21 protein-coding genes are annotated in these 21544 nt (G+C 55.7%); 16 read left to right on the top strand and 5 right to left on the bottom strand.

What is annotated here, in order from left to right:
* Positions 1 to 382: 382 nt before the first annotated feature.
* Both BMZ40_RS07355 and BMZ40_RS07350 read right to left on the bottom strand, forming a co-directional pair.
* Complete coding sequence (locus BMZ40_RS07355) at positions 383 to 973, bottom strand: NF038143 family protein (RefSeq protein ID WP_092373602.1); 591 nt, start codon at positions 971 to 973, stop codon at positions 383 to 385.
* A gap of 83 nt (positions 974 to 1056) precedes the next feature.
* Positions 1057 to 2040 (bottom strand): ABC transporter substrate-binding protein, encoded by a 984-nt coding sequence (locus tag BMZ40_RS07350; protein ID WP_092373600.1) that lies wholly within the window; start codon positions 2038 to 2040, stop codon positions 1057 to 1059.
* An 11-nt stretch (positions 2041 to 2051) separates the two neighbouring features.
* Between BMZ40_RS07350 and BMZ40_RS07345 the strand changes: the two genes are divergently transcribed.
* The 4 genes from BMZ40_RS07345 to hysD all read left to right on the top strand — a co-directional run bounded on the left by BMZ40_RS07345 (position 2052) and on the right by hysD (position 6459).
* Entirely contained in the window at positions 2052 to 3020 is a 969-nt protein-coding gene (locus BMZ40_RS07345) for a hypothetical protein (protein WP_143075566.1), read from the top strand.
* A gap of 347 nt (positions 3021 to 3367) precedes the next feature.
* Positions 3368 to 4315, top strand: a complete 948-nt coding sequence (gene hysB / locus BMZ40_RS07340; RefSeq protein ID WP_092373596.1) for a NiFeSe hydrogenase small subunit — start codon at positions 3368 to 3370, stop codon at positions 4313 to 4315.
* A 15-nt stretch (positions 4316 to 4330) separates the two neighbouring features.
* On the top strand, positions 4331 to 5875 hold the full coding sequence (hysA, locus tag BMZ40_RS07335; protein ID WP_092192875.1) for a NiFeSe hydrogenase large subunit HysA: 1545 nt from the start codon (positions 4331 to 4333) through the stop codon (positions 5873 to 5875).
* Between the two features lie 116 nt (positions 5876 to 5991).
* Positions 5992 to 6459: a NiFeSe hydrogenase maturation protease gene (hysD, locus tag BMZ40_RS07330; protein ID WP_092373594.1), complete on the top strand. Its 468-nt coding sequence runs from the start codon at positions 5992 to 5994 to the stop codon at positions 6457 to 6459.
* A 64-nt stretch (positions 6460 to 6523) separates the two neighbouring features.
* Here the strand turns inward: hysD and BMZ40_RS07325 are convergent, their stop codons facing one another.
* Together BMZ40_RS07325 and purT are read right to left on the bottom strand one after the other, a co-directional pair.
* Positions 6524 to 7054, bottom strand: coding sequence for a DUF2059 domain-containing protein (locus BMZ40_RS07325; RefSeq protein WP_092373592.1), 531 nt, complete (start codon positions 7052 to 7054; stop codon positions 6524 to 6526).
* A gap of 235 nt (positions 7055 to 7289) precedes the next feature.
* Complete coding sequence (purT, locus tag BMZ40_RS07320; protein ID WP_092373590.1) at positions 7290 to 8471, bottom strand: formate-dependent phosphoribosylglycinamide formyltransferase; 1182 nt, start codon at positions 8469 to 8471, stop codon at positions 7290 to 7292.
* Between the two features lie 145 nt (positions 8472 to 8616).
* On the opposite strand from purT, the gene BMZ40_RS07315 reads away from it, so the two are divergent.
* The 3 genes from BMZ40_RS07315 to BMZ40_RS07305 all read left to right on the top strand — a co-directional run bounded on the left by BMZ40_RS07315 (position 8617) and on the right by BMZ40_RS07305 (position 11011).
* Positions 8617 to 9168: a glycine cleavage system transcriptional repressor gene (locus tag BMZ40_RS07315; RefSeq protein ID WP_092373588.1), complete on the top strand. Its 552-nt coding sequence runs from the start codon at positions 8617 to 8619 to the stop codon at positions 9166 to 9168.
* 10 nt (positions 9169 to 9178) lie between these two features.
* On the top strand, positions 9179 to 10552 hold the full coding sequence (locus tag BMZ40_RS07310; RefSeq protein ID WP_092373586.1) for a PFL family protein: 1374 nt from the start codon (positions 9179 to 9181) through the stop codon (positions 10550 to 10552).
* 81 nt (positions 10553 to 10633) lie between these two features.
* The gene (locus BMZ40_RS07305) at positions 10634 to 11011 is read left to right on the top strand and encodes a hypothetical protein (protein ID WP_092373584.1); all 378 of its coding nucleotides are present in this window, start codon (positions 10634 to 10636) and stop codon (positions 11009 to 11011) included.
* Between the two features lie 65 nt (positions 11012 to 11076).
* On the opposite strand, the gene BMZ40_RS07300 is transcribed toward BMZ40_RS07305, so the two are convergent.
* Positions 11077 to 12048, bottom strand: coding sequence for a calcium/sodium antiporter (locus BMZ40_RS07300; RefSeq protein ID WP_092373582.1), 972 nt, complete (start codon positions 12046 to 12048; stop codon positions 11077 to 11079).
* 376 nt (positions 12049 to 12424) lie between these two features.
* Between BMZ40_RS07300 and BMZ40_RS07295 the strand changes: the two genes are divergently transcribed.
* The 9 genes from BMZ40_RS07295 (at position 12425) to BMZ40_RS07255 (ending at position 21537) form a co-directional block, all read left to right on the top strand.
* Entirely contained in the window at positions 12425 to 13174 is a 750-nt protein-coding gene (locus BMZ40_RS07295; RefSeq protein WP_177193063.1) for a cytochrome c3 family protein, read from the top strand.
* 7 nt (positions 13175 to 13181) lie between these two features.
* The gene (locus BMZ40_RS07290) at positions 13182 to 14378 is read left to right on the top strand and encodes a 4Fe-4S dicluster domain-containing protein (RefSeq protein WP_177193062.1); all 1197 of its coding nucleotides are present in this window, start codon (positions 13182 to 13184) and stop codon (positions 14376 to 14378) included.
* Between the two features lie 60 nt (positions 14379 to 14438).
* Positions 14439 to 15395 carry an RnfABCDGE type electron transport complex subunit D gene (locus BMZ40_RS07285; RefSeq protein WP_092373576.1) on the top strand — a complete coding sequence of 319 codons (957 nt, stop codon included), beginning with the start codon at positions 14439 to 14441 and terminating at the stop codon, positions 15393 to 15395.
* 6 nt (positions 15396 to 15401) lie between these two features.
* Complete coding sequence (rnfG, locus tag BMZ40_RS07280; RefSeq protein WP_092373574.1) at positions 15402 to 15980, top strand: RnfABCDGE type electron transport complex subunit G; 579 nt, start codon at positions 15402 to 15404, stop codon at positions 15978 to 15980.
* Positions 15981 to 16011: 31 nt separating this feature from the next.
* Complete coding sequence (rsxE, locus tag BMZ40_RS07275) at positions 16012 to 16731, top strand: electron transport complex subunit RsxE (protein WP_092373572.1); 720 nt, start codon at positions 16012 to 16014, stop codon at positions 16729 to 16731.
* A gap of 18 nt (positions 16732 to 16749) precedes the next feature.
* Entirely contained in the window at positions 16750 to 17322 is a 573-nt protein-coding gene (locus BMZ40_RS07270; RefSeq protein WP_092373570.1) for an electron transport complex protein RnfA, read from the top strand.
* A gap of 23 nt (positions 17323 to 17345) precedes the next feature.
* Positions 17346 to 18227, top strand: coding sequence for an RnfABCDGE type electron transport complex subunit B (gene rnfB, locus BMZ40_RS07265; RefSeq protein ID WP_092373568.1), 882 nt, complete (start codon positions 17346 to 17348; stop codon positions 18225 to 18227).
* 27 nt (positions 18228 to 18254) lie between these two features.
* Entirely contained in the window at positions 18255 to 19268 is a 1014-nt protein-coding gene (locus tag BMZ40_RS07260) for an FAD:protein FMN transferase (protein ID WP_092373566.1), read from the top strand.
* Positions 19269 to 19488: 220 nt separating this feature from the next.
* Complete coding sequence (locus BMZ40_RS07255; RefSeq protein ID WP_177193061.1) at positions 19489 to 21537, top strand: AsmA family protein; 2049 nt, start codon at positions 19489 to 19491, stop codon at positions 21535 to 21537.
* The last annotated feature ends 7 nt before the right edge of the window (positions 21538 to 21544 follow it).

Here is a 21544-nt window from a genome sequence, read left to right as displayed (position 1 = left end):
ATCAGTCGCAAAGAGGTTGATGTGGATAGCCGACGATAGATTTTTTTTTGACTTGAAGCAACTCAAATCGGCTTTTCCTTCCGATGAAGAGGGCATTTAGAAATAATTTCGGATATATTGCCGTAAGAAAATGAATTTCAGGTCATATTGACAAGTGCTTATATGGCATAAAGCATAGCGAAGGATTTATTTTATTGCACTCTACGAGTTGGATGCATGTAGCATAATTATATCGTGTAATAATATAAAGACGTGAAAAAAATAATTTTGAAATGAAAGCGGCAATACCGTATTTTGATACGGTATTGCCGCTTTACTGTACTGATTGTTGAAGCGAGGGCGGATTGCGGTCTTTTTAGAGGTGTCTTTCGCGTTTTTGTGTTCAGGAAAAAATGGTGTCGGCATCCTGTCTGCGCAGATTTGTGACGCAGACGTTTATTTTTTGGATGACGTGATGCAGGTCTTGGTTGTCTCCGTCCATTTCAGGAAGAAGAGCCATGCTGTATGCATTTTCGGCCTTGTTCAGGCAATTGCAGAACAGGAGATAATCCGTCTTGCTTTGATAGCCGGCGCGGACCAATTTGGAATGGTTGTTTCCTTGCGAGGTCAGTAGCAAACGGTAGTGATCGACCAAGACGTTCATCCATTCCGCGAAAAGAGGCTTGGCCTGTTCCGGAATGTTGCCCACTTTTTCTACAAGCCCGGCCACGTTGGCCGGCCTTCCGGTCTCCTCGGCTTCCAGGGCCGCTTCCAGGGCGTAACGTCGTGATTTGAGGTAGTTGTCGACGAATTCCGTCAGACCGCTTTTGTACTGGTTCATCTTCTGTAGGAAGAAGACAAAGAAGATCGGGACAAAGATCATCCAGATGGGCGGCTTGGGCTTTTCAAGAACCTGTAAGGCCAACTGGTTGGCCAGTTGCGATTCATGGTCCAGAATATGCTGCTTTTTTTGGTCGGCGTTTTTTATGCTCATGGACAAGGCTGGTAATGAGTGACCCGCTCCGGGTCAAGAAGTGGTTCCAGGTGGTTCTTTCGGGCGCGGCAGTTTATCATGCTTCAAGGCACCAGAACGGCCTGTTCACGGATTTTTTGCGGCAATCTGATGCCGAATCGCTTCAATTCATGAATGCTGAACTTGTAAGAACCCTCTTTTGCGGAGCGTGGTGGAATTTCCGCCGGCGCGACGCCGTTCAGAATTTCCGACACGATCTGACCGCCTGCCAGACCTTGGTCGCGGCCGCTCAGTACATGTCCGCCAATAGTCTTTCCCTCGCCGACCGCGAAATCCCAAAAAGCGAAGATGGGCACGGGGGCATGGGCGTTGGCCCAGGCGATCACCTCTTCATCGGGCACATGCTCGCCCTTGCCGTTGCGCAATGTATGGTAGAGGCCGATGTAAACGGTGTCGAAGCCCTCGGATTTGGCATTCAGCAGTGCATTTTGCCAGTCTTTCAGCAATTCGAACTGATTGAGTTCCACCCGCACCTTGCCTAGATTAAAAGATTTTTCACCCTTGAAAGCTTCGTACAGGGCGGCATCGGATGTGGAGTCCGAGTCGAACAGAACGAGCACCTTGGTGTCTTCCGTGTTGACCAGTCGGCACATGGAGTGCAGCGACCGCTTGAGCAGAGGGCGTTCAAGAATCCCGGTCATGTTGTTGGCCGGAAAGAGACCGTAATCTCTGGGATTGCGGTTAAGCCCTACGTAAACAACCGGAATGGAGGCATTTTTGAGGTGCGGGCCCAGATACTTGGCCGCGTTGTCGTCGCAGAGGATGATCAGGTCAGGCCGGCTTGATGCCAGGTGATGCAAGGCTTTTTTGGTTCGGTCCTCGTGCTGGGTTTTGGGCAGGCGCTTGGTATCCAGATAGAAATGATCGAGAGTCGCGTTTTGGGGCAAGGTGTCCAAAAGGCCGCTGGTCAAACTTTGCTCCCAAGCGTACTCCTTGTGATAGCTGTGAACGATGCTTATAGTAACAGTTGCGGCAGCATTGGATATTGCCATGCACATGATGAGCATTGTAAAGACCAGCTTCAGCATATCCGCCTCCCGTGGAACGCTTTGATATTCTTTTAAAAATATCACGGGTCGGAGGAAAGAACAACATGATTCCTTCCGTGACGAGTTTTCAGGCTTTTTTTGGTTCCGAGCAGGATGTTTCGGAAAACAAATCGCATAGACCTGCCCAGGGTGGTCATATTTTCGGCATCACAAAAGTTGAATTAGCTGGCTGTGTCCTCTTGTCGCTGATTTTGCATGTGCTTGGTGGCTGGCTTGCTGATTTTCGGCCCGTGCAGGAACTGATTCAGGACCGGCTCATTCTTTTGGACATTGTCACACCCGCCCCAACCCCTCCTGCCGAGCCGCTAGTCGCGCCTGCTCCTGTCAAGGTTCCTTTGACCGAGACGGAACGGACGGTTCCAGTTCCGTCACCGGATGTAAAAATGTCCGCGCCTGACACCCTCGACGGCCCGGTTCATACTGCTGTCTCGGAGAAAACCATGCCGGAAAAAATCGTGCCCCGCGTAAAGCCGGAATCTCGCGTCCAGAACGTGTCTGCGCCGGAAGATGTGCATAAGACGGCTTCGGTGTCGCAGACGGACGTCAAGAGTGCTGTGCCGATCGGACAAATCGTTCCGCGGGAGGGAGTGACCGTACTGGCCAACGAGTCGGGGCAAGACGCCCTCAAACATGGCGCCGAAGCCCGCTTCATGCATGGCGTGGCCACGGAGGAATTCGTGGAGGAGAATTACATCGGCGAATATTCCCTGGGCAAGGCCGGGAAGGTTTGGATCGAGGATGATCGTGGGGGAAGCGGACATCTTATCCTGCATGCCGAGTCCATGGGACTTAGACGTCCGCTTTTTCGGTTCAACCGCTTTATCTATGTTTACGGCGAAAAGCCTGATTCTCCCGAACCCATTCTAGGGTCGGTGACCTTCTTTTCCGACGGCTATCACATCCACCAGTTTTTATGGCAGCACAACTCGACACACGCCTATTTTCCACGTCGTGACTGAGACCATTGCTTCCGGTTTGCATGTCTGAATACGTCACCTGAGCAGAAAATTAATTTACGTCTCTCTTTCCGTAGGCTTGCGCTTCCGAGTGAAGCGTCGTGCGCGGAATCTTCTGGAGTGAATACGCTTTAGTGTTACGATTTTCATATATGTAATATTTTTTATGTATAACCCATGTGAAAAAAAGAACGAATCGCGCTTTATCCATGCTGCGGCGAACAGATTCTCGTGATTATGATTTTCGATCCAAAGTCCGTTGACATATCAAGAAATTTAAGGATATCTGATCGCTCGTGAAAAAAAGGCCGAAGTCTCTGCACGCTATTACCTTTTTGAAGGAGGAGGGTATGAGTCTTAGCAGACGTGAGTTCGTAAAACTGTGCTCCGCAGGTGTCGCCGGATTGGGAATTTCCCAGATTTATCATCCGGGCATCGTGCACGCCATGACCGAAGGGGCTAAAAAAGCTCCGGTCATCTGGGTACAGGGACAGGGTTGTACAGGTTGCTCCGTTTCTCTTCTCAATGCAGTCCATCCCAGAATCAAGGAGATTCTGCTGGATGTGATCAGCCTTGAGTTCCATCCCACCGTCATGGCAAGTGAAGGTGAGATGGCATTGGCGCACATGTACGAAATTGCTGAAAAGTTTAACGGCAACTTTTTCTTGCTGGTGGAAGGTGCCATCCCTACCGCCAAGGAAGGTCGCTACTGCATTGTCGGTGAAACTCTGGATGCCAAGGGGCATCATCATGAAGTCACCATGATGGAACTGATCCGGGATCTGGCACCCAAGTCTCTGGCCACCGTGGCTGTAGGTACTTGTTCCGCTTACGGAGGCATTCCTGCCGCCGAAGGCAACGTCACCGGCTCCAAGAGCGTGCGTGATTTCTTTGCCGATGAAAAGATCGAGAAACTGCTGGTCAACGTGCCCGGATGCCCGCCCCATCCGGACTGGATGGTCGGCACGCTGGTTGCCGCCTGGAGCCACGTCCTGAATCCTACCGAGCATCCCCTGCCCGAACTGGATGACGATGGACGCCCGCTGCTCTTCTTTGGCGACAACATCCACGAGACCTGTCCGTATCTTGATAAATACGACAACTCCGAATTCGCGGAAACCTTCACCAAGCCCGGTTGCAAGGCCGAACTTGGCTGTAAGGGTCCGTCCACCTATGCCGATTGCGCCAAGCGTCGCTGGAACAACGGCATCAACTGGTGTGTCGAGAACGCCGTGTGTATCGGCTGTGTGGAACCGGACTTTCCGGACGGAAAGTCTCCTTTCTATGTAGCGGAATAATCAAGGAGGACGCACGTGTCACAAGCAGCTACTCCCGCAGCTGACGGGAAAGTCAAGATTTCCATCGATCCGTTGACCCGGGTTGAAGGTCATCTCAAGATTGAGGTTGAAGTCAAGGACGGCAAGGTCGTCGATGCCAAGTGTTCCGGCGGAATGTTCCGCGGGTTCGAGCAGATTCTGCGCGGCCGCGATCCCAGGGATTCTTCCCAGATCGTACAGCGTATCTGCGGCGTGTGCCCCACGGCGCACTGTACGGCTTCCGTCATGGCCCAGGACGACGCCTTTGGCGTCAAAGTAACCACCAACGGCCGCATTACCCGTAACCTGATCTTTGGCGCCAACTATCTGCAGTCTCATATTCTGCATTTTTATCATTTGGCCGCCCTGGATTACGTCAAGGGTCCGGATGTCTCTCCCTTTGTTCCCCGTTACGCCAATGCGGATCTTTTGACGGATCGCATCAAGGACGGAGCCAAGGCCGATGCAACCAACACCTACGGCTTGAACCAGTACCTGAAGGCGCTTGAAATCCGCCGCATCTGTCATGAGATGGTCGCCATGTTCGGCGGTCGCATGCCTCATGTTCAGGGCATGGTCGTGGGCGGTGCAACCGAGATTCCCACGGCGGACAAAGTCGCGGAATACGCGGCCCGCTTCAAGGAAGTCCAGAAGTTCGTGATCGAGGAATACCTGCCTCTGATCTACACCCTGGGTTCCGTTTACACGGATCTGTTCGAAACCGGCATCGGCTGGAAGAACGTCATCGCCTTCGGCGTTTTCCCCGAAGACGATGATTACAAGACCTTCCTGCTCAAGCCCGGTGTATATATCGACGGCAAGGACGAGGAATTCGATTCCAAGCTGGTCAAGGAATATGTCGGACATTCCTTCTTTGATCATTCCGCTCCCGGCGGCCTGCACTACAGCGTCGGTGAAACGAATCCCAACCCGGACAAACCCGGTGCATACAGCTTCGTCAAGGCTCCCCGTTACAAGGACAAGCCCTGCGAAGTCGGTCCGCTGGCCCGCATGTGGGTCCAGAACCCCGAGCTCAGCCCCGTTGGCCAGAAACTGCTCAAGGAACTTTACGGCATCGAAGCCAAGAACTTCCGCGATCTGGGCGACAAGGCTTTCTCCATCATGGGCCGCCACGTGGCTCGTGCTGAAGAAACCTGGCTTACCGCAGTGGCCGTTGAAAAATGGCTCAAGCAGGTTCAGCCCGGCGCCGAAACCTACGTCAAGTCCGAGATTCCGGACGCCGCCGAAGGCACCGGATTCACGGAAGCTCCTCGCGGCTCCCTGCTGCACTTCCTGAAGATCAAGGACAAGAAGATCGAGAACTATCAGATCGTGTCCGCGACTCTCTGGAACGCTAACCCCAGGGATGACATGGGACAGCGCGGCCCGATCGAGGAAGCCCTCATCGGCGTGCCGGTTCCCGACATCAAGAATCCCGTCAATGTGGGGCGCCTAGTTCGCTCCTACGACCCGTGACTGGGCTGTGCCGTGCACGTGCTGCACGCTGAGACCGGTGAAGAACACGTTGTCAACATTGACTAACGCGGATTGACTGAACCATGAAGGGCCGGGAAACCGGCCCTTTTTTTTAGTGCGCCCGGCAGGAGGGTCGCGAATGTGACTGTCACCGGGAGAACGTTGGATCTGGAGAATACGGCATGAAACGACTTTTGGTTCTTGGAGTGGGCAATCTGCTTCTGACTGACGACGGCGCTGGTGTGCACGCGGTCAAGGATCTTGCCCTGGAGGAGGAATGGGATCAGGAAAAGGTCGATTTTCTGGATGGGGCCACCTTCACGCAGGATATTTTTTACATTTTCCAGGAATATGAGCGGGTGCTTGTCCTTGATACCGTCAAGGGCGGGCGGGAACCGGGGACGGTCTATCGTTTCACGGAAGACAATTTGCGGGACAATTATCAGCAGCGCCTGTCTCTTCACGACATCGATCTTCTCGATTCCCTGAAAATGGCCGAATTGCTTGGCAACAAGCCGGAACTGATGGTTATCGGCATTGAACCGCTGACCATCAGCGAATGGTCCATGGAACTATCCGATCCGGTCAAGGAGAGGTATCCACGGTTTCTGGAAGCCGCGCGGCGAGAGATCCGCACTCTGCTGTCCTGAGGGCATGAAAAAAGGCTCCACCGGCATGCGGGGAGCCTTCCTTTTCTTGGTCGGACGGAAGGGGCTACTGCTTCGGAGCCGGAGCCGTCTGGGCAGGAGCCTCGGGGGCAGCGCCTTCGAAATCAACACGCATTTCCTCGGTCAATGCTTCGAGTTTGGGCACGACACCCTGCATGTAGGTGCGGGCCACGGTCATGCTCTGCTGCATGAGTTCGGGCATCTTGGCGGTAACCTTCTTGCCCAGATCGGATTTGTAGAAGTCGACCAGACCCTTGGTTTCTTCCTCGGTGAAAACGGAGGTGTAGAGATCCAGATACTGGGTCTTGACCTTTTCCCAGGACATGTCTTCTTTCAGGATGGCGTCGAAGCGGGCTGAGTATTTTTCCAGCTTGGGCTTGTCGGCTTCCTGAATGTTCATCTGGGAGGCGATCTGCTGGAAGATCATGGCCACCTGGGCTTTCATCTTTTCCATGACCGTGTCGCCGTCGGTGATCTTGATCAGCTCTTCGGCCAGGGCCCGATGTTCTTTTTCTCCGCTGTAGGCGGTGCTGCAAGCAAGTACGAAGCAAACAATAAAAATCATTTTTTTCAACATGTTGTCTCCTTGGCGGACAAAGGGGCGATCCGTTTGCGCGGGATGAACCGAAGCATGGCGGGATCTTGCCGTAAGAATGTTATGGCGGACATCGCCAGGACCGTGAATTCCTAGTGCAAGCCATCTCGGATTACAAGGGCCCAGGGCTCATAACAAGCCTGAGGCCCTCGTCATCGAAGAGTCATGATCAGGGCTGTTGAAGCTCAAATCCGCCGCTCTGATGCCGGGCTGTTTTCTAAAGCTGGATCGTGACCGCCGACGCGGCTTTCTTGGCCTTCTCCAGCGCCTTTTCCAGGCTTTCGTCTCGGGCAAGAGCCACGCCCATGCGCCGCTTGCCGCTGACTTCGGGTTTGCCGAAAAGGCGCAAATCCGTATCCGCTTCGCTCAAGGCCGCTTCAAGGTTTCCAAACAGCACCTGCCGAGATTCGCCTTCGACCAGAATGACGCTGGAGGCGGCGGGGCCATGCTGGCGGATGCTGGGCACAGGCAGGCCGAGGATGGCGCGGGCGTGCAGCGCGAACTCAGAGAGGTCCTGGGAGATGAGCGTGACCAGCCCCGTATCGTGCGGGCGGGGGGATACCTCGCTGAAATAGACGGTGTCGCCCTTGATGAAGAGTTCCACGCCAAAGATTCCCCGTCCGCCCAGAGCTTCAGTCACGGCCTGGGCCATTCGCCTGGCCTCGGTCAGGGCCGTCTCGCTCATGGGCTGTGGCTGCCAGGATTGCTGGTAGTCTCCATCTTTCTGGAAGTGGCCGATAGGGGCGCAAAAAGATGTGCCTGCGGCGTGGCGCACGGTGAGCAGCGTGATCTCGTAGTCGAAATCGACGAATCCTTCGACGATGACCTTGCCTTTGCCCGTGCGTCCGCCTTCCTGGGCGTATTTCCAGGATTTTTCGGCGTCGGCCGGGGTCTTGACCACGGATTGGCCCTTGCCCGAGGAGCTCATGATGGGCTTGACCACGCACGGGGTGCCCACTGCTTCCACCGCAGCCAGGTATTCTTCGTAGGTCTCGGCAAAGCGGTAGAGCGACGTGGCAAGCCCCAATTCCTCGGCGGCCAGACGGCGGATGCCTTCACGGTTCATGGTCAGTTTCGCCGCGCGGGCCGTGGGGATGACGGTGTGGCCTTCGGCTTCCAGTTCCACCAGGGTGTCGGTGGCGATGGCTTCGATTTCAGGGACGATGTAGTCCGGTTTTTCATCCTCGATGATCCTGCGCAGAGCCGGGCCATCCAGCATCGAGACGGTATGGCTGCGATGCGCGACCTGCATGGCCGGGGCGTTCTCGTAGCGATCCACGGCGATGACTTCTACGCCAAGCCGCTGCAGTTCTATGACGACTTCCTTGCCCAACTCGCCGGAACCGAGCAGAAGAACTTTGGTGGATGATGGTGAGAGGGGGGTGCCTATTTGTGCCATTTTTTCCTCGGTGGGGTTGATGTATCAGGGTGCCCGCCACGTAGCCTATCTCGTTTTGTTTGACCAGAGCCGGGTGGGGATAAGGCTTGACGCATGCCCGCGCCCCAAGCAATAGACCAGAACTTTCCCACGATTTGGAGGATCAATGAATAAATTCGTGCTGTCGGTCATCGGCAAAGACAAGCCGGGCATCCTGGCAAAAATATCGACCATCCTGTTCACCCATGGCTGCAACATCGAAGATGTCAGCCAGACCATCCTGCAAACCGAGTTTGCTTCCATCTTCATCGTTCTCAATCCGGACGACCATCCGCTGGATGAAATCGGGAGCAGCCTGAACGCCGCCCTGGAGGACATGGAGCTCAGCGCCCACCTGCGCCCCATGGCGGCTTCGGCACCGGTGGCGGCTTCCGCCACGCAGCCCTTCGTCATAACCACCAAGGGCGTGGACAAGCCCGGCACCATCGCCGCCGTGACCGAGGCCATCGCCTCGCTCGCCTGCAACGTGGTTCACTTCCGGGCCATCATCACCCAGGATGACGGCGTGGACGAGATGATCATGATCTTCGAGGTCGATGTTCCCTCGGGTGTGGAGCATCGCCATCTGCGGCGGGTCATGCAGGAGACCTGTTCCAAATTCGGCCTTAACGTCTCGGTCCAGCACCGCGACATTTTTGAAACGATTCATAGAGTTTAGGAGACCAGGCATGCTCAACGACCGCGAGGTTCTTTCCACCCTGTCCATGATCAAGAACGAGAATCTGGACGTACGCACAGTGACCCTTGGCATCAGCCTGCTCGACTGCGCTTCCCACGACCTGCCCAGATTCACCGATACCATATATAAAAGGATAACCACCCTGGCCAGGGATCTGGTCACGGTGTGCGACGAAGTTGGCGACCGCTACGGCATTCCCGTGGTCAACAAGCGCATTTCGGTCAGCCCCATCGCCGTGGCCGCCGCTCCATTCGATAGCCGGGGCATGGTCGAGGTGGCCAAGACCCTGGACCAGGCCGCCAAGGACGTGAATGTCGATTTCATCGGCGGATTCGGCGCATTGGTCGAAAAGGGGATGGCCAAGGGCGACCTGGCGCTCATAGACGCCATTCCCGAAGCCCTGGACGTCACTCATCGCATGTGTTCATCCATCAACGTGGCCACCACCCGGGCCGGCATCAACATGGACGCCGTGGCGCTCATGGGACGGACCATCAAGGCCGCCGCCGCCCGCACGGCCGACCGCGATGGCCTGGGCTGCGCCAAGCTCGTCGTCTTCGCCAACATCCCCGAGGACGTGCCGTTCATGGCCGGGGCCTATCTGGGCATTGGCGAGGCCAGTTCCGTCATCAACGTCGGCGTCAGCGGACCGGGCGTGGTCAAGAAAGCCATCGATCGCGCCTTGCAGGACAATCCAGGGGCGCATCTGGGCGAGCTGGCGGACGTGATCAAGCGCACCGCCTACAAGGTCACCCGCGTGGGCGAGATCATCGGCCGCGAAGTGGCCCGCATTCTGGCCGTTGAGTTCGGCATCGTGGACCTGTCCTTGGCTCCGACGCCCAATGTCGGCGACAGCGTGGGCGAGATCTTCCAGTCCCTGGGGCTGGGCGCCATCGGCGTGCCCGGTTCCACGGCAGCGCTGGCCATGCTCAACGACGCGGTCAAGAAGGGCGGTGCCTTCGCCAGTTCCCGCGTGGGCGGGCTGAGCGGCGCTTTCATCCCGGTCAGCGAGGATCTGAACATCGCGGCCGCAGCCTCGGCCGGACATCTTTGTCTTGAAAAGCTCGAAGCCATGACCGCGGTGTGTTCCGTGGGCCTCGACATGGTGGCCTTGCCGGGCGACACCACGGCCGAGACCCTGTCCGCGATCATCGCCGACGAAATGGCCATCGGCATGATCAACAAGAAGACCACGGCGTGTCGCCTCATTCCCGTTCCCGGCAAGAAGGCCGGCGACCGGGTCCACTTCGGCGGCTTGCTGGGCGAGGCGGAAATCATGCCCGTGCGCAGCAACGGCGTTTCGGCGGGATTCATCAATCGGGGTGGAGGCATCCCGGCACCCTTGCAGGCTCTTATCAACTGAGGTTGAGTCTGACGCCTTATCCGGCTATGATTTGTGGCTTGAAAAAGGCATTTTGCGGCGATTGCCGCTTGGGAGGCATCAATGGAATCAAAAGACGTATTCGGAAAGGACCGCTTGGCTGCGGGGCTTGCCGCCTGCACCATCCTGCTTCTTTTCGTCTTTTTTTACGCTCTGCACCAGAATGTGGCCGGGCTTGGCAGGGAAATCGACGAACTCAAGTCGCTCAACAGCGCCGTGCTGGATCTCGATGCCCGGCATGCCACGCTGGACGGCAAGGTGACTGAACTCGGATCGCTCCCGAGGCGGACATCGCTCATGACCATGGAGAATCAGGTCAAGGCCATGGCGTATGCCGCCGAGGACCTGGACCAGCGTCTGGATGGAAAACATCGCGACAAGCTCGCGGCCATCCGCGTGATGTTGCAGGAGATAGGCGAGGATCTTCACTCCGCCAAGTGAACATTGAAATGAAGTCGACAAAGAGGCCCGCAATCGAAAGTTTGCGGGCCTCTTTGCGTTCATTTTCAAGGGAACATGGTCGTTTTGACCAGAAAGGCGGTGTAGCCGACATAGCAGGCCAGCAGAGCCATGCCCGCATAGCGGTTGATACGTCCGGGGCGTTTGAACCTGAAACCGATGACGAAAAGGGACAGGGTCAGGGCGGTCATGACCGGCAAATCGCGCGTGATGACTTCCGGTTCGACATCCATGGGGTGGATGGCCCCGGCAATGCCCACTACGGCCAGGGTGTTGAAAAGGTTGGAGCCAAGCACATTACCGAGGGCAATGTCGTGTTCGCCCTTGCGGCTTGCGATTATCGAGGACGCCAGTTCCGGAAGCGAGGTGCCCAGCGCCACGACGGTCAGGCCTATGACAAGATCGCTCACGCCGAGGGCGTGGGCGATTTCCACCGCGCCCCAGACCAGAAGACGAGAGCTGGCGATGAGCAGCACAAGGCCCGTGGCCAGCCAGAAGTAGGCGCGGCCCAGGGGCATGCACTTCGTGCACAATTCCTCTCCCATCTCGTCTCCGAAGGCATCGGGCTGGGTTTGCATGCCCTGGCGCAAGGTCCAGAACATGACTCCGGCAAAAAAAGCCAGCATGATCACGGCGTCGGAGCGGGAGAGGGTGCCTTCGTGAATGAGGTATGCCGTCACGGCGGTCATCGCCGTGAGCAGAGGCAATTCCTTGCGCAGCACCTGGGAGTGGATCTCGATGGGTTTGAGCAGTGCCGTGAAACCGAGGATGAGCGCGATATTTGTTATGTTTGAACCAAAGGCGTTGCCAAGGGCTATGCCGGGGGTTCCGTTCACGGCGGCCAGAGCGGAGACGACCATCTCCGGGGCGGACGTGCCGAATCCGACGATGATCATGCCGATGAGCAGTGGTGGCATGGAGAAGTGACGCGCGACGCTGGCCGCGCCGTCGATGAAATGGTCCGCGCTCCAGACAAGCACGGCAAGTCCGATACAAAGGGCGAGAAAAGCGATAAACATGTGACACCGTATTCGCTAAAAATTGATCCGGGCGCCTTGGATCCCGGATTATGGCAGGACAACAGAACACGTCGCCCTGAAGCATGAGCCTTTTATCATGTCGCGAAAAAAAGGCGAGGTCCAGACGTGATTTTCGACGGGGCTCACGGCTTTCCGAAGACCGGGGGTTTTGCGGGAGTATTCTGAGCAAAACAGTTGAGTTTAAAACCCATTTCAGATTTCTGTTTACAAAAAATCGATAATTGAATAGGCGTTCCGAGAAAGCGAATTTTTTGATCAGAGTAAGTTGGCATGCGTTGTTGTTTTGTCGGGGATGGATGTTCAAGTGAAGCATCCTGTCTTTAGTTGCGTCAAACCGGAGCACAAGGACACTGTCTTGAAAAAACGTTATGTACCCATCACCATTGCCTGCGGTCTGTTGGCGCTCCTGGCCCTCGGAGGCCAATTCGCGCCAGCCCCTTCGGAAGAACTGCCTGTTCGTCTCCGGATGGACAATAAGGGCGGCGATGTAGTTTTTGCCCATTCACGCCACGTAGATTACGTTGATAAAATGGGTGGAGATTGCGTCAGATGTCACCACGAGAGTGATCGCCCGACATTGTCTCCTCTGCCATGCGGTTCATGTCACGCCACTGAGTTCGATGCCAAGTTCACCGCTGATCACCAAACAGATCTGCCGGCTGAAACGTGCACGCAATGTCACCATGCCGAACTGGGCAAACTCGTCTACAGTCATGACGACCATGCGGAGATGTACGCTTCGAGCTGCACCGATTGTCACCACGGTGAGGATATCGAGCCCGAGCCGGGCGCGTGCAACCAGTGTCATGGTGAAACGGCCGATGGGGACACGCCGTCGCTACGTGACGCGGTCCACGCCAAGTGCGAAAGCTGTCACACCGACATGTACGAAAAGAAGTTGGATGGCTGCAACGAGTGTCACGAGTTGCTCCCGGGCAAGGCCGACGGTCCTCAGCCCACATGCAATTCCTGTCACTATGATACGGACGCCACGCCTTTGCCACATCGCATGGATTCATTCCACGATCAGTGCATGAAGTGTCACGAAGAGGTTGGGGCTGGGCCTTATGGCGAAAAATCGTGTACCCGCTGTCACACCAGGTAAGATTACCATGATGAAATTACGCCTGAATACATCGGTTGAAGTCACGGGCAGTCTCCAGGACGCCCCGGTTTCCTCTGTGGTGAGAATCCCGATTCAAAAAAAACATAAGCCCGTGGTCAAGAAGAAGCAGATCGTGGGGCGCGGTCAGGTCATCGCGGAGAATCCGACAAAGAGCGCTTACAGCCTTGGTTTTGTCCATTCGAGCATTGACGGGATCGTGGAGGAAGTTCTGGCCGATGCCATTGTCATCGGACCCATTCCCGCTCCCAAGGAGGGCGAGGAAGCCGTCGCTCCGCCGGTTACGGAGCTTTGCGCGGAACTCGACACCTTGGAGAATGAGGAGCTGTCTCGCAAGCTTCTGGAGCTGGGTGTGGACACGAGCCGTTTTCATGCCTCCCGGGCACTGATCATCAATGGCTTGAATCCCGAGCCCGGCGTGCTGGTCAGTGAACAGCTCGTAAAGGATGCCCAGGAAACTTTGAAGATCGGTCTCCAGACCTTGGAACGGGCCATAAAGCCCGGAACCGTGAAGCTGGTTGTTGCCAAGGGTAAGCAAATTTCCCTGCATGGCTGTACCACTGTTCACGCCAGTGACGTTTATCCAGCAACCATCGATCCCTTGGTAGTCTATGCCGCCACGGGCTCCGAAAGACCCGACAATGTTGATGTAATCTCCATTTCCGATCTTTTTCAGGTTGGCAGGGTTGCCCAGACCAAGCTTCCCCTCATGGAAGCCGTGGTCAGCGTGGGTGACAACGTCTATCTTGTTCCAATTGGCATGCCTGTTCAGAATCTGCTGGATCATGCTGGCGTACAGTATGGATCGGAGTGGAAAATCGCCCTGAACGGCCCCATGCGCGGCACTCCCATCTTCAATCTCGCTATGGGGATTCCGGAGAAGTGTACCGCAATCAGTCTGATTCGGGAAGACGCCTGTCCTCAGGTTCAACCCAATCCATGTATCAATTGCGGAGAGTGCGTTTTTGTCTGTCCCGCCCGCATCCATCCGGGTATGCTCTCCTGTAATGCTGAATTCGGATTCTACGATGAGGCCCGCTACAAGAATGTCGAGGCCTGTCTGGAATGCGGAATGTGTACCTTTGTCTGCCCCGCCACGCGTCCCGTTATGCAATACATCCTGCTTGCCAAGCACAGCCTGGCAGGAAAGGACGAACTCGTGAGCACGTGCAGGCTGCAAGACTGACGCGGCGAAGCGGTTGATATCTTCATCATAACAGACTTGAACCAACAAGGGTAAGAGCACATGGCTAGCCAGGAAATGTCTCAAAAATTATTCACCGTGTCCTCAGCGCCGCTTTGGCACAGCGGTCGTACTGTAAGATTAACCATGATCATGACGCTGCTGGCGCTGCTGCCTGCAGCGTTGATGGCGGTCTTCAAATACGGGTACGATGCAGTCGAAGTAATCGCCTGGGCAGGACTGACTGCTGTTGTCACGGAATTCGCCGTCCAACAACTGATGAAACAGAAACCGACAGGAGACGACTTCAGCGCCTTGGTTGACGGCGTCCTGTTTGCGTTTCTGCTGCCTTCAACGGCACCTGTATGGCTTGTTGTCATCGGCAGTGCCCTGACCGTCATCCTCGGCCGCATGGTTTTTGGCGGCTACGGCGGAAGCCCGGTCTGCGCACCTGCACTGGGATGGTGCATCCTGACCATCTCGTGGCCTGATTTCATGGACCTCAACGCCATGCTGCTCAGTTGGGATCTTGTCGAGCCGCTGAGCGAGTTGAAGTACTTCGGTCTGGATACAGTCGCCGCCATTTCGCCCGTGAGCCTTCTGCTCGGCGACAACCTCGGCGCCTTGGGCGCGTCTCAGGTTGCGGCTGTAATTCTGGGTGGGGTTTTCCTGCTTGGCATTCGCCAGGTACGTTGGCTCATCCCGGTTTCGTTTCTGCTGGGTGTCTTCGTCACGGGATTGGTCTTCAACATTCTCGATCCAAATGTCTACGCTTCTCCGTTTTTTCATCTCCTGACCGGCAGCACCATGCTGGCGGCCTTCTTCCTCATGCCGTATCCGTCGGCTTCGCCTTCACGCCAGATTCCGATGTTGATTTTCGGATTTTTCGGTGGGGTGCTGGTCATCATCGTGCGCTCCTACGGCATCTATCCCGATGGAGTGCCGTTTGCGATTCTGCTGATAAACCTGTGCACTCCGCTCTTCGACATGATTGCACCCAAGCCCTTTGGCGGGAGGTAAGAAGCCATGATGGAAATATTACGCATGGTGGTTGTGTTGTCCGTGATCACCGGTCTCTCGGGCTTCATTTTGTCCACGATCAAGGTCGCCACCGAACCCATCATTGAGGAGCAAGTGCTTGCCAATGTTCAGGGCCCGGCCTTGAAGCAGGTGCTTCTGCAGGCTTCCAACGATCCCATCGCCGACCGCAAGCCCTTGGTTCTGCCGGGAACCGAGCAGACAGTACTGGTTTTCCCCGCCCTAAAGGATGGAAAACTCCAGGCCGTGGCCATTGAGGGCGCCGGTTCGGGTTATGGCGGCGATGTCAATGTCATTGTGGGGTTTGACATCAATGCGGACAAGGTACTCGGCATCAGCGTTACCACCCACAAGGAGACCCCGGGTCTTGGATCGCGTGTCCAGGAGAATGCGTTCACGAAGCAATTCAAGTCAAAGGATCCTGCCAAGGCCACTTTGAAGAAGGATGGCGGCGACATAGACGCCATTTCCGGAGTGACTGTGTCCAGTGGTGCCGTCACCGACGCGGTGAAGCAGGCGTCTGGATGGTATGCGGCACTCAAGGATACGATCAAAACCACGTGGTAGTCAGTTCGCGATCATCTCAAGGAGAATTTACATGGCCACAATGATGCAAGAATTCACAAAGGGACTATGGAAGGAAATTCCCCCCTTTCGCTTGGTCCTGGGTCTCTGTCCAACCCTGGCTGTCACCAACTCGGCGGAAAATGGCCTCGGCATGGGTGCCGCAGTCATCTTCGTTCTCAGTCTGTCCAACGTCATTATTTCCCTGGTGCGCAAGATCATCCCCAAAAAGGTCCGCATCGTGTGCTTCATCGCCATCGCGGCCTCGCTGGTGGTCACGGTCGAGATGCTCATGCAGGCTTACGCGTATCCTCTCTATCAGCAGCTTGGCATTTTCGTTCCGCTCATTGTCGTGAACTGCATCATCCTTGGCCGCGCCGAGGGTTTTGCCTCCAAGAATCCTCCGCATATGGCCTTGGCTGACGGCTTGGGCATGGGCATAGGTTTCACCCTTTCGCTGACTTTCATCGGAAGCCTCCGCGAGTCGCTCGGTGCCGGGACGTTATTTGGCGTCGATCTTTTCGGTCCTTCCTTTGAACCTTTTACCTTCATGGTTCAGGCTCCCGGAGCATTCATAAGTCTCGGGCTCATTCTTGCTGGCATGAACTTTTTCACCGCTTGGCAGGCCAAGCGCAGCGGCGTTGAGCTGGATCCCAACTTCGATGCCGGTTGTAGAGGCTGTGGGGCATGCAAGGGCCTGGAAAAGATCGTCAACCAAAAGAAGCTGGATCGGCTGGAATCGGCCAAAAGCTAAACCCGGGAGCGACGTAACATGGATATTTTCCTTCTCTTCATCTCGGCCATTTTTGTTAACAACATAATTTTGGCCCAATATTTGGGGCTGTGCCCGTATCTCGGCTGTTCCAAGGAAAAAGGCGTTTCCATCGGTATGGGGTGCGCCGTCACATTCGTCATGTTCATGGCGACTTTGTTGACCTACCTCATGCAGAAGAGCGTGCTTATTCCGTTCAACCTCGGCTATCTGCAGACTATCGCATTCATTTTGGTTATTGCATCGCTGGTTCAGTTCGTGGAGATGTTTTTAAAGAAGATGGTTCCGCCTCTGTATAAATCGCTGGGCATCTTTCTTCCGCTCATAACCACCAACTGCGCGGTTCTCGGCGTGGCCATCATGGTGCACCGAAAGGAATTCGATATTCTGACCTCGTTGCTGTTTTCCGTGGCTTCCGGATTGGGTTTCATTTTGGCCATTGTTGTGATGGCGTCCATACGCGAACGTTTCGAAATTTCCAGGATTCCTCGGGCCATGAAGGGTGTTCCCATTGGCCTGGTTATGGCTGGAATCATGTCGCTGGCGTTTATGGCGTTCAAGGGGATGATATAGCCTAAGGTTGTGGAGATTTCCTTATGATTACAGTATCCGTTCTGACATTGTTTAGCCTGGGTTTCGTTTCTGCAGGAATCCTGGCAGTCGCCTCCAAGGTTTTGTACGTGGAAGAAGATCCGCGCATCGAGGTCGTAACCGATGCGTTACCCGGAGCCAATTGCGGCGGTTGCGGCTTTGCAGGTTGTGAAGCCTATGCCATTGCCGTCATCAATGACCCCGACATGCCACCCAACAAATGCTGCGCCGGCGGGCCCGATGTGTCCGCACGTGTGGCTGAGCTCACCGGCAAGGCCGCCGGAGATGCGGACCCAGAAGTCGCATTCCGGCGCTGTCTGAAGACTGAAGGCAATGTTGCCAAGAATTTTGACTATTTCGGAATCATGACCTGCGCCGCCGCCAAGATGGTCTACGACGGACCTGACGCCTGCGCCTATTCCTGTCTCGGATTCGGAGATTGCGTGCGGGCATGTCCATTCGATGCCATGTGGATCGAAGACGACATCGTCCACATCGCTCCGGAAAAATGCACCAGTTGTGGAACGTGTGTGCGCACATGTCCCAATTCGATACTCGAACTCATCCCCCGGCGCGCCCGCGTCATGGTCTTCTGTTCCTCCAAGGACAAGGGTAAGGCCGTCAAGGATGTCTGCGACGTCGGCTGCATCAGTTGCGGTGCCTGCATCAAGAAGTGTCCGGCCAAATGCATCACGCAGGAAAATGACGTCATAGTCATCGACCACAAGGCATGTTTGGCTTACGGGCCTTCCTGCGAGGAAGTGTGTGTTGAGAAATGTCCCAGAAATATTCTGCGCTGTCTCAATCCCGATATGATTGCCGGCGCGCCTGAGACGGATCCGGCCCGCTATCCTGAAGACTCGCATGTCCCGGATCTGAACGCCTAAACCAAGTCAAAAGAGCGGAGCATAGATATGAAGCATGGGACCCATACTCAGGACCGCCGGGTTTTTCTGAAATCACTGGCCATTCTCGCAGGAAGTGCGACCCTGGCTCCTTTCATCCGGGTGCTTCCGGCCATGGCCTCTTCCAGCCTGATTCAGACTTCCGAGCAGCGGATACTCATGGGAACGTTTGTGAACATGACCGTCCTGGCTCCTTCGCAAACTCTCGGGCAAGAAGCCATTGGCAGAGCTTTCGAGGAAGTCCGGCGGCAGATCGGGATATTTGACCGTTTCGATTCCGTTACGGCTCTCTCCACCCTCAACCAGAGCGGCCGCTTGAATGGCGCTCCCCAGGAACTGCTCGATGTCGTTGATTTTAGCGCCACACTGTCGCGTCATTCCGGCGGACGATTCGACATCACCATCGCACCGGTTGTAAATCTACTCGAGCGCACACACGGCAAGCCAGACTCAAAGGAACTCCGCGAGGTGCTGGATCTGGTCAATGCCTCGGGATTGCGGCAGCGCGGGAATGATCTGCACTTCACGTCAACGGGCATGGCCGCGACCCTCGATGGAGTCGCAAAAGGCTTTATCGCTGACAGGGCCGCCGAAGTGCTCATGAGCCATGGCGTCGAGAATTTTCTCATCGACGCCGGTGGCGACATCCGTGCCCAGGGTTCTCCTGAAGGACTTGAACGTCCATGGCGCGTGGCTATTGAAGATCCGGACAAAGGGGGCAACTATCCCTCGATCATCAATATGCGTTCTGGCGCTGTGGCCACTTCCGGCGGGTATGAGGTCTTTTTCGACCCCAAGAAGAAATCGCACCATCTGGTCAACCCGTCGAACGGCTCTTCCCCGCAGTACATCAAGAGCGTCAGTGTTCAGGCGCCCACGGTGATGCAGGCAGACGGCCTGGCCACGACGCTGAGTCTCATGTCTCCGCGTGAAGCCTTGCGCCTGACGTCTTCCCTGCCTGGTCATTCATGTCTGCTGGTGACCTCCACAGGTGCACGCCTTACTTCTCCAGAGTGGAGTTAGCAGCCAGAGATTATTGATTTTATCGATTAAAAAAAGCCGGCGAAAGCCGGCTTTTTTTTACACATCGATGCCCCGATTCCATCCTGTCCGGCGTTTCTACGGGTTTCCTCTCTTTATCCCGACGTGTTTTGTCTTTATGGTGTTTTTGTGCGAACAGCTTTCATCATGACCCGCGACGATGACTGCTTTTCGCTCTAACACTTTACCAGGGGAAGATGTGATGAATATACGAACTTGGATCGTGCGCGGTCTTTTGGGGCTGATTTTACTCGGCGGCATTCTGGCCGGAGCGCTGCTCATGACGGTGGATCCCAATGATTTCAAGCCGCAAATCATAAAAGCCGTGCGCGACAACACCGGTCGCGAGCTGACCATTTCCGGGGATCTGGGGCTTGAATTCTTTCCCTATCTGTCCGTTTCCATCAGTGACCTTGAGCTTGGGAACAGCGATGGTTTCATCGGACCCTTCATGACTCTGAACGGCGCGCATCTGAAGGCCCGTCTTCTGCCTCTTCTATCGTCACGGCTTGAAGTCGTGGCAATCGATATCGAAGGACTTTCCCTGTTTCTGTCCCGCGATGCGAATGGGCGCGGAAATTGGATGGATCTTGCCACGCCCGATTCGGCTGAAGACAGTGCACCGGACGCTCCCGTTTTGGCCCGGGACAAGCGCGTTCCTTTTTTGGCGGGCCTGATTGTGGACGGTCTTCAAATCTCGGATGCCCGGGTTGTCTGGGATGACAAGCTTGGCGGGGAAAGTTTTGAGGTCGGGGGAATTCGTCTTGACGTTTCTGATTTTGCTTTTGGCGAACCGTTTGTGGTGGACACACATGCAATGGCCAAGCGCAACGAAATCACCGGCGAGCTTGATTTTACCGCCAAGGCGACTCTGGATCTCGACCGGCTCAACGTCGAGGATCTGGTCCTCAAAGCCGTTCTGTCGGGCGACAGTCTGCCCAACAGTCCTGAAGTAATATCTTTTTCGGCGGATTATTTTTCCACGGACGGCCGGATGGACAACGCACGTATGCAGGGGTTGGGGCTTGATATCACCTTTTCAGCCCAGCCTTCAGGCGACGCCGGCAGCACTGGCGTTCTTGATGTCGCACGTTTCAATCCGAAGGAAGCCTTTGCGCGGCTAGCTATTCCTTTGCCGAATTTCACTGACCCTGCCGCTTTGGAAGAGGCGGCTTTTTCCTGCAAGTGGTCTGCCGGAGGGGACAGTTTCGAGGCGTCGGACCTGCGTCTTGTGCTCGACAGGCAGGCGTTGAACGGCCGTGTATCCGTTCAAGGTCGCACAGATCCGAAAATCGAACTGGATATGCATATCGACACCTTGAACCTGGACCGCTACCGCATCAGGTCCGATGACGGCGCGAAGGAGACTTCGTCGGGGGCCTCTGAAGAGCGTATCGACCTTCCTGTCTCGATGATGCGCAAGCTGAATCTGAATGCCACTTTGGTGGTGGATACCCTGAACGTAATCAATCTGCGTGTTTCCGATTCGCGCATCCATCTTACGGCCAAGGACGGGCTGCTTGATATGCCCCGGATCGAATCGAGCCTGTATGGCGGAAGTTTGAAGGGCTCGGCCTCCCTTGATGTACGCCGAGAGATGCCTGCGTATTCCTGGTCGCATTCCATAAGCTCCGTGCAGATTGGGTCATTGCTGCGCGATCTGCATGGCAGGGAGAGTCTCTTGGGCCTCATGCAGAGCAGCGCCGTCCTTGATACTTCCGGACGAAGCACGATGGATCTGCGGCGCAATCTGAAAGGTAAAGTGGATTTCAAGGTGTCCGACGGCGCCATAAGTGACGTGAACGTCTCGCAGTTGCTGCGTGATGGAATCCGCAAGGTCAAAGGCCTTTCTCCAGGGCCGCAGGAACCTCCGCGCACAGTTTTTTCAGTTCTTTCAGCCAGCGGGACCATAACCAGAGGGGTGGAGACAACGCCCGATCTTTTGCTTCTTGCGCCACGTTTTCGCGTCACCGGCAACGGGCAGACGGATCTGGTGCGCGAGGTTCTTGACTTCAGGCTGCTCATCGAGCTTGCAGGAAGCGAGGGTGAATTCGATGAAGGTTCGTTGGGTTTGAACAGCGTCCCGGTGCGGATCAGCGGGCCAGTGCGCCAGCCTACCATCAGTCCTGATATGGAAGCTGTCCTGCGGGATTTGGGCTTGCGCGGCGGACAGGCCGTGCAGGAAGTCATAAAAGGCGTGGGGTCGGGTCTGAACAAGGGAGTGGAGGGCCTCAAGAACCTCTTCAAATGACAGCCTT

The sequence above is a fragment of the Desulfomicrobium apsheronum genome (genome assembly GCF_900114115.1).
Classification (GTDB): Bacteria; Desulfobacterota; Desulfovibrionia; order Desulfovibrionales; family Desulfomicrobiaceae; genus Desulfomicrobium; species Desulfomicrobium apsheronum.
Note: the sequence above shows the minus strand (reverse complement) of the source record. Positions and strands in the feature narration are given on the sequence as shown.

Excerpts from the sequence above, each read along its gene's own strand:
- BMZ40_RS07325 (WP_092373592.1), bottom strand. The coding sequence starts at position 7,054 with ATGTTGAAAAAAATGATTTTTATTGTTTGCTTCGTACTTGCTTGCAGC.
- hysB (WP_092373596.1), top strand. The coding sequence starts at position 3,368 with ATGAGTCTTAGCAGACGTGAGTTCGTAAAACTGTGCTCCGCAGGTGTC.
- BMZ40_RS07310 (WP_092373586.1), top strand. The coding sequence starts at position 9,179 with ATGCTCAACGACCGCGAGGTTCTTTCCACCCTGTCCATGATCAAGAAC.
- BMZ40_RS07305 (WP_092373584.1), top strand. The coding sequence starts at position 10,634 with ATGGAATCAAAAGACGTATTCGGAAAGGACCGCTTGGCTGCGGGGCTT.
- BMZ40_RS07355 (WP_092373602.1), bottom strand. The coding sequence starts at position 973 with ATGAGCATAAAAAACGCCGACCAAAAAAAGCAGCATATTCTGGACCAT.
- rnfG (WP_092373574.1), top strand. The coding sequence starts at position 15,402 with ATGATGGAAATATTACGCATGGTGGTTGTGTTGTCCGTGATCACCGGT.
- BMZ40_RS07300 (WP_092373582.1), bottom strand. The coding sequence starts at position 12,048 with ATGTTTATCGCTTTTCTCGCCCTTTGTATCGGACTTGCCGTGCTTGTC.
- BMZ40_RS07290 (WP_177193062.1), top strand. The coding sequence starts at position 13,182 with ATGATGAAATTACGCCTGAATACATCGGTTGAAGTCACGGGCAGTCTC.
- BMZ40_RS07255 (WP_177193061.1), top strand. The coding sequence starts at position 19,489 with ATGAATATACGAACTTGGATCGTGCGCGGTCTTTTGGGGCTGATTTTA.
- hysD (WP_092373594.1), top strand. The coding sequence starts at position 5,992 with ATGAAACGACTTTTGGTTCTTGGAGTGGGCAATCTGCTTCTGACTGAC.
- BMZ40_RS07350 (WP_092373600.1), bottom strand. The coding sequence starts at position 2,040 with ATGCTGAAGCTGGTCTTTACAATGCTCATCATGTGCATGGCAATATCC.
- BMZ40_RS07260 (WP_092373566.1), top strand. The coding sequence starts at position 18,255 with ATGAAGCATGGGACCCATACTCAGGACCGCCGGGTTTTTCTGAAATCA.
- rnfB (WP_092373568.1), top strand. The coding sequence starts at position 17,346 with ATGATTACAGTATCCGTTCTGACATTGTTTAGCCTGGGTTTCGTTTCT.
- rsxE (WP_092373572.1), top strand. The coding sequence starts at position 16,012 with ATGGCCACAATGATGCAAGAATTCACAAAGGGACTATGGAAGGAAATT.
- BMZ40_RS07285 (WP_092373576.1), top strand. The coding sequence starts at position 14,439 with ATGGCTAGCCAGGAAATGTCTCAAAAATTATTCACCGTGTCCTCAGCG.
- BMZ40_RS07270 (WP_092373570.1), top strand. The coding sequence starts at position 16,750 with ATGGATATTTTCCTTCTCTTCATCTCGGCCATTTTTGTTAACAACATA.
- BMZ40_RS07315 (WP_092373588.1), top strand. The coding sequence starts at position 8,617 with ATGAATAAATTCGTGCTGTCGGTCATCGGCAAAGACAAGCCGGGCATC.
- purT (WP_092373590.1), bottom strand. The coding sequence starts at position 8,471 with ATGGCACAAATAGGCACCCCCCTCTCACCATCATCCACCAAAGTTCTT.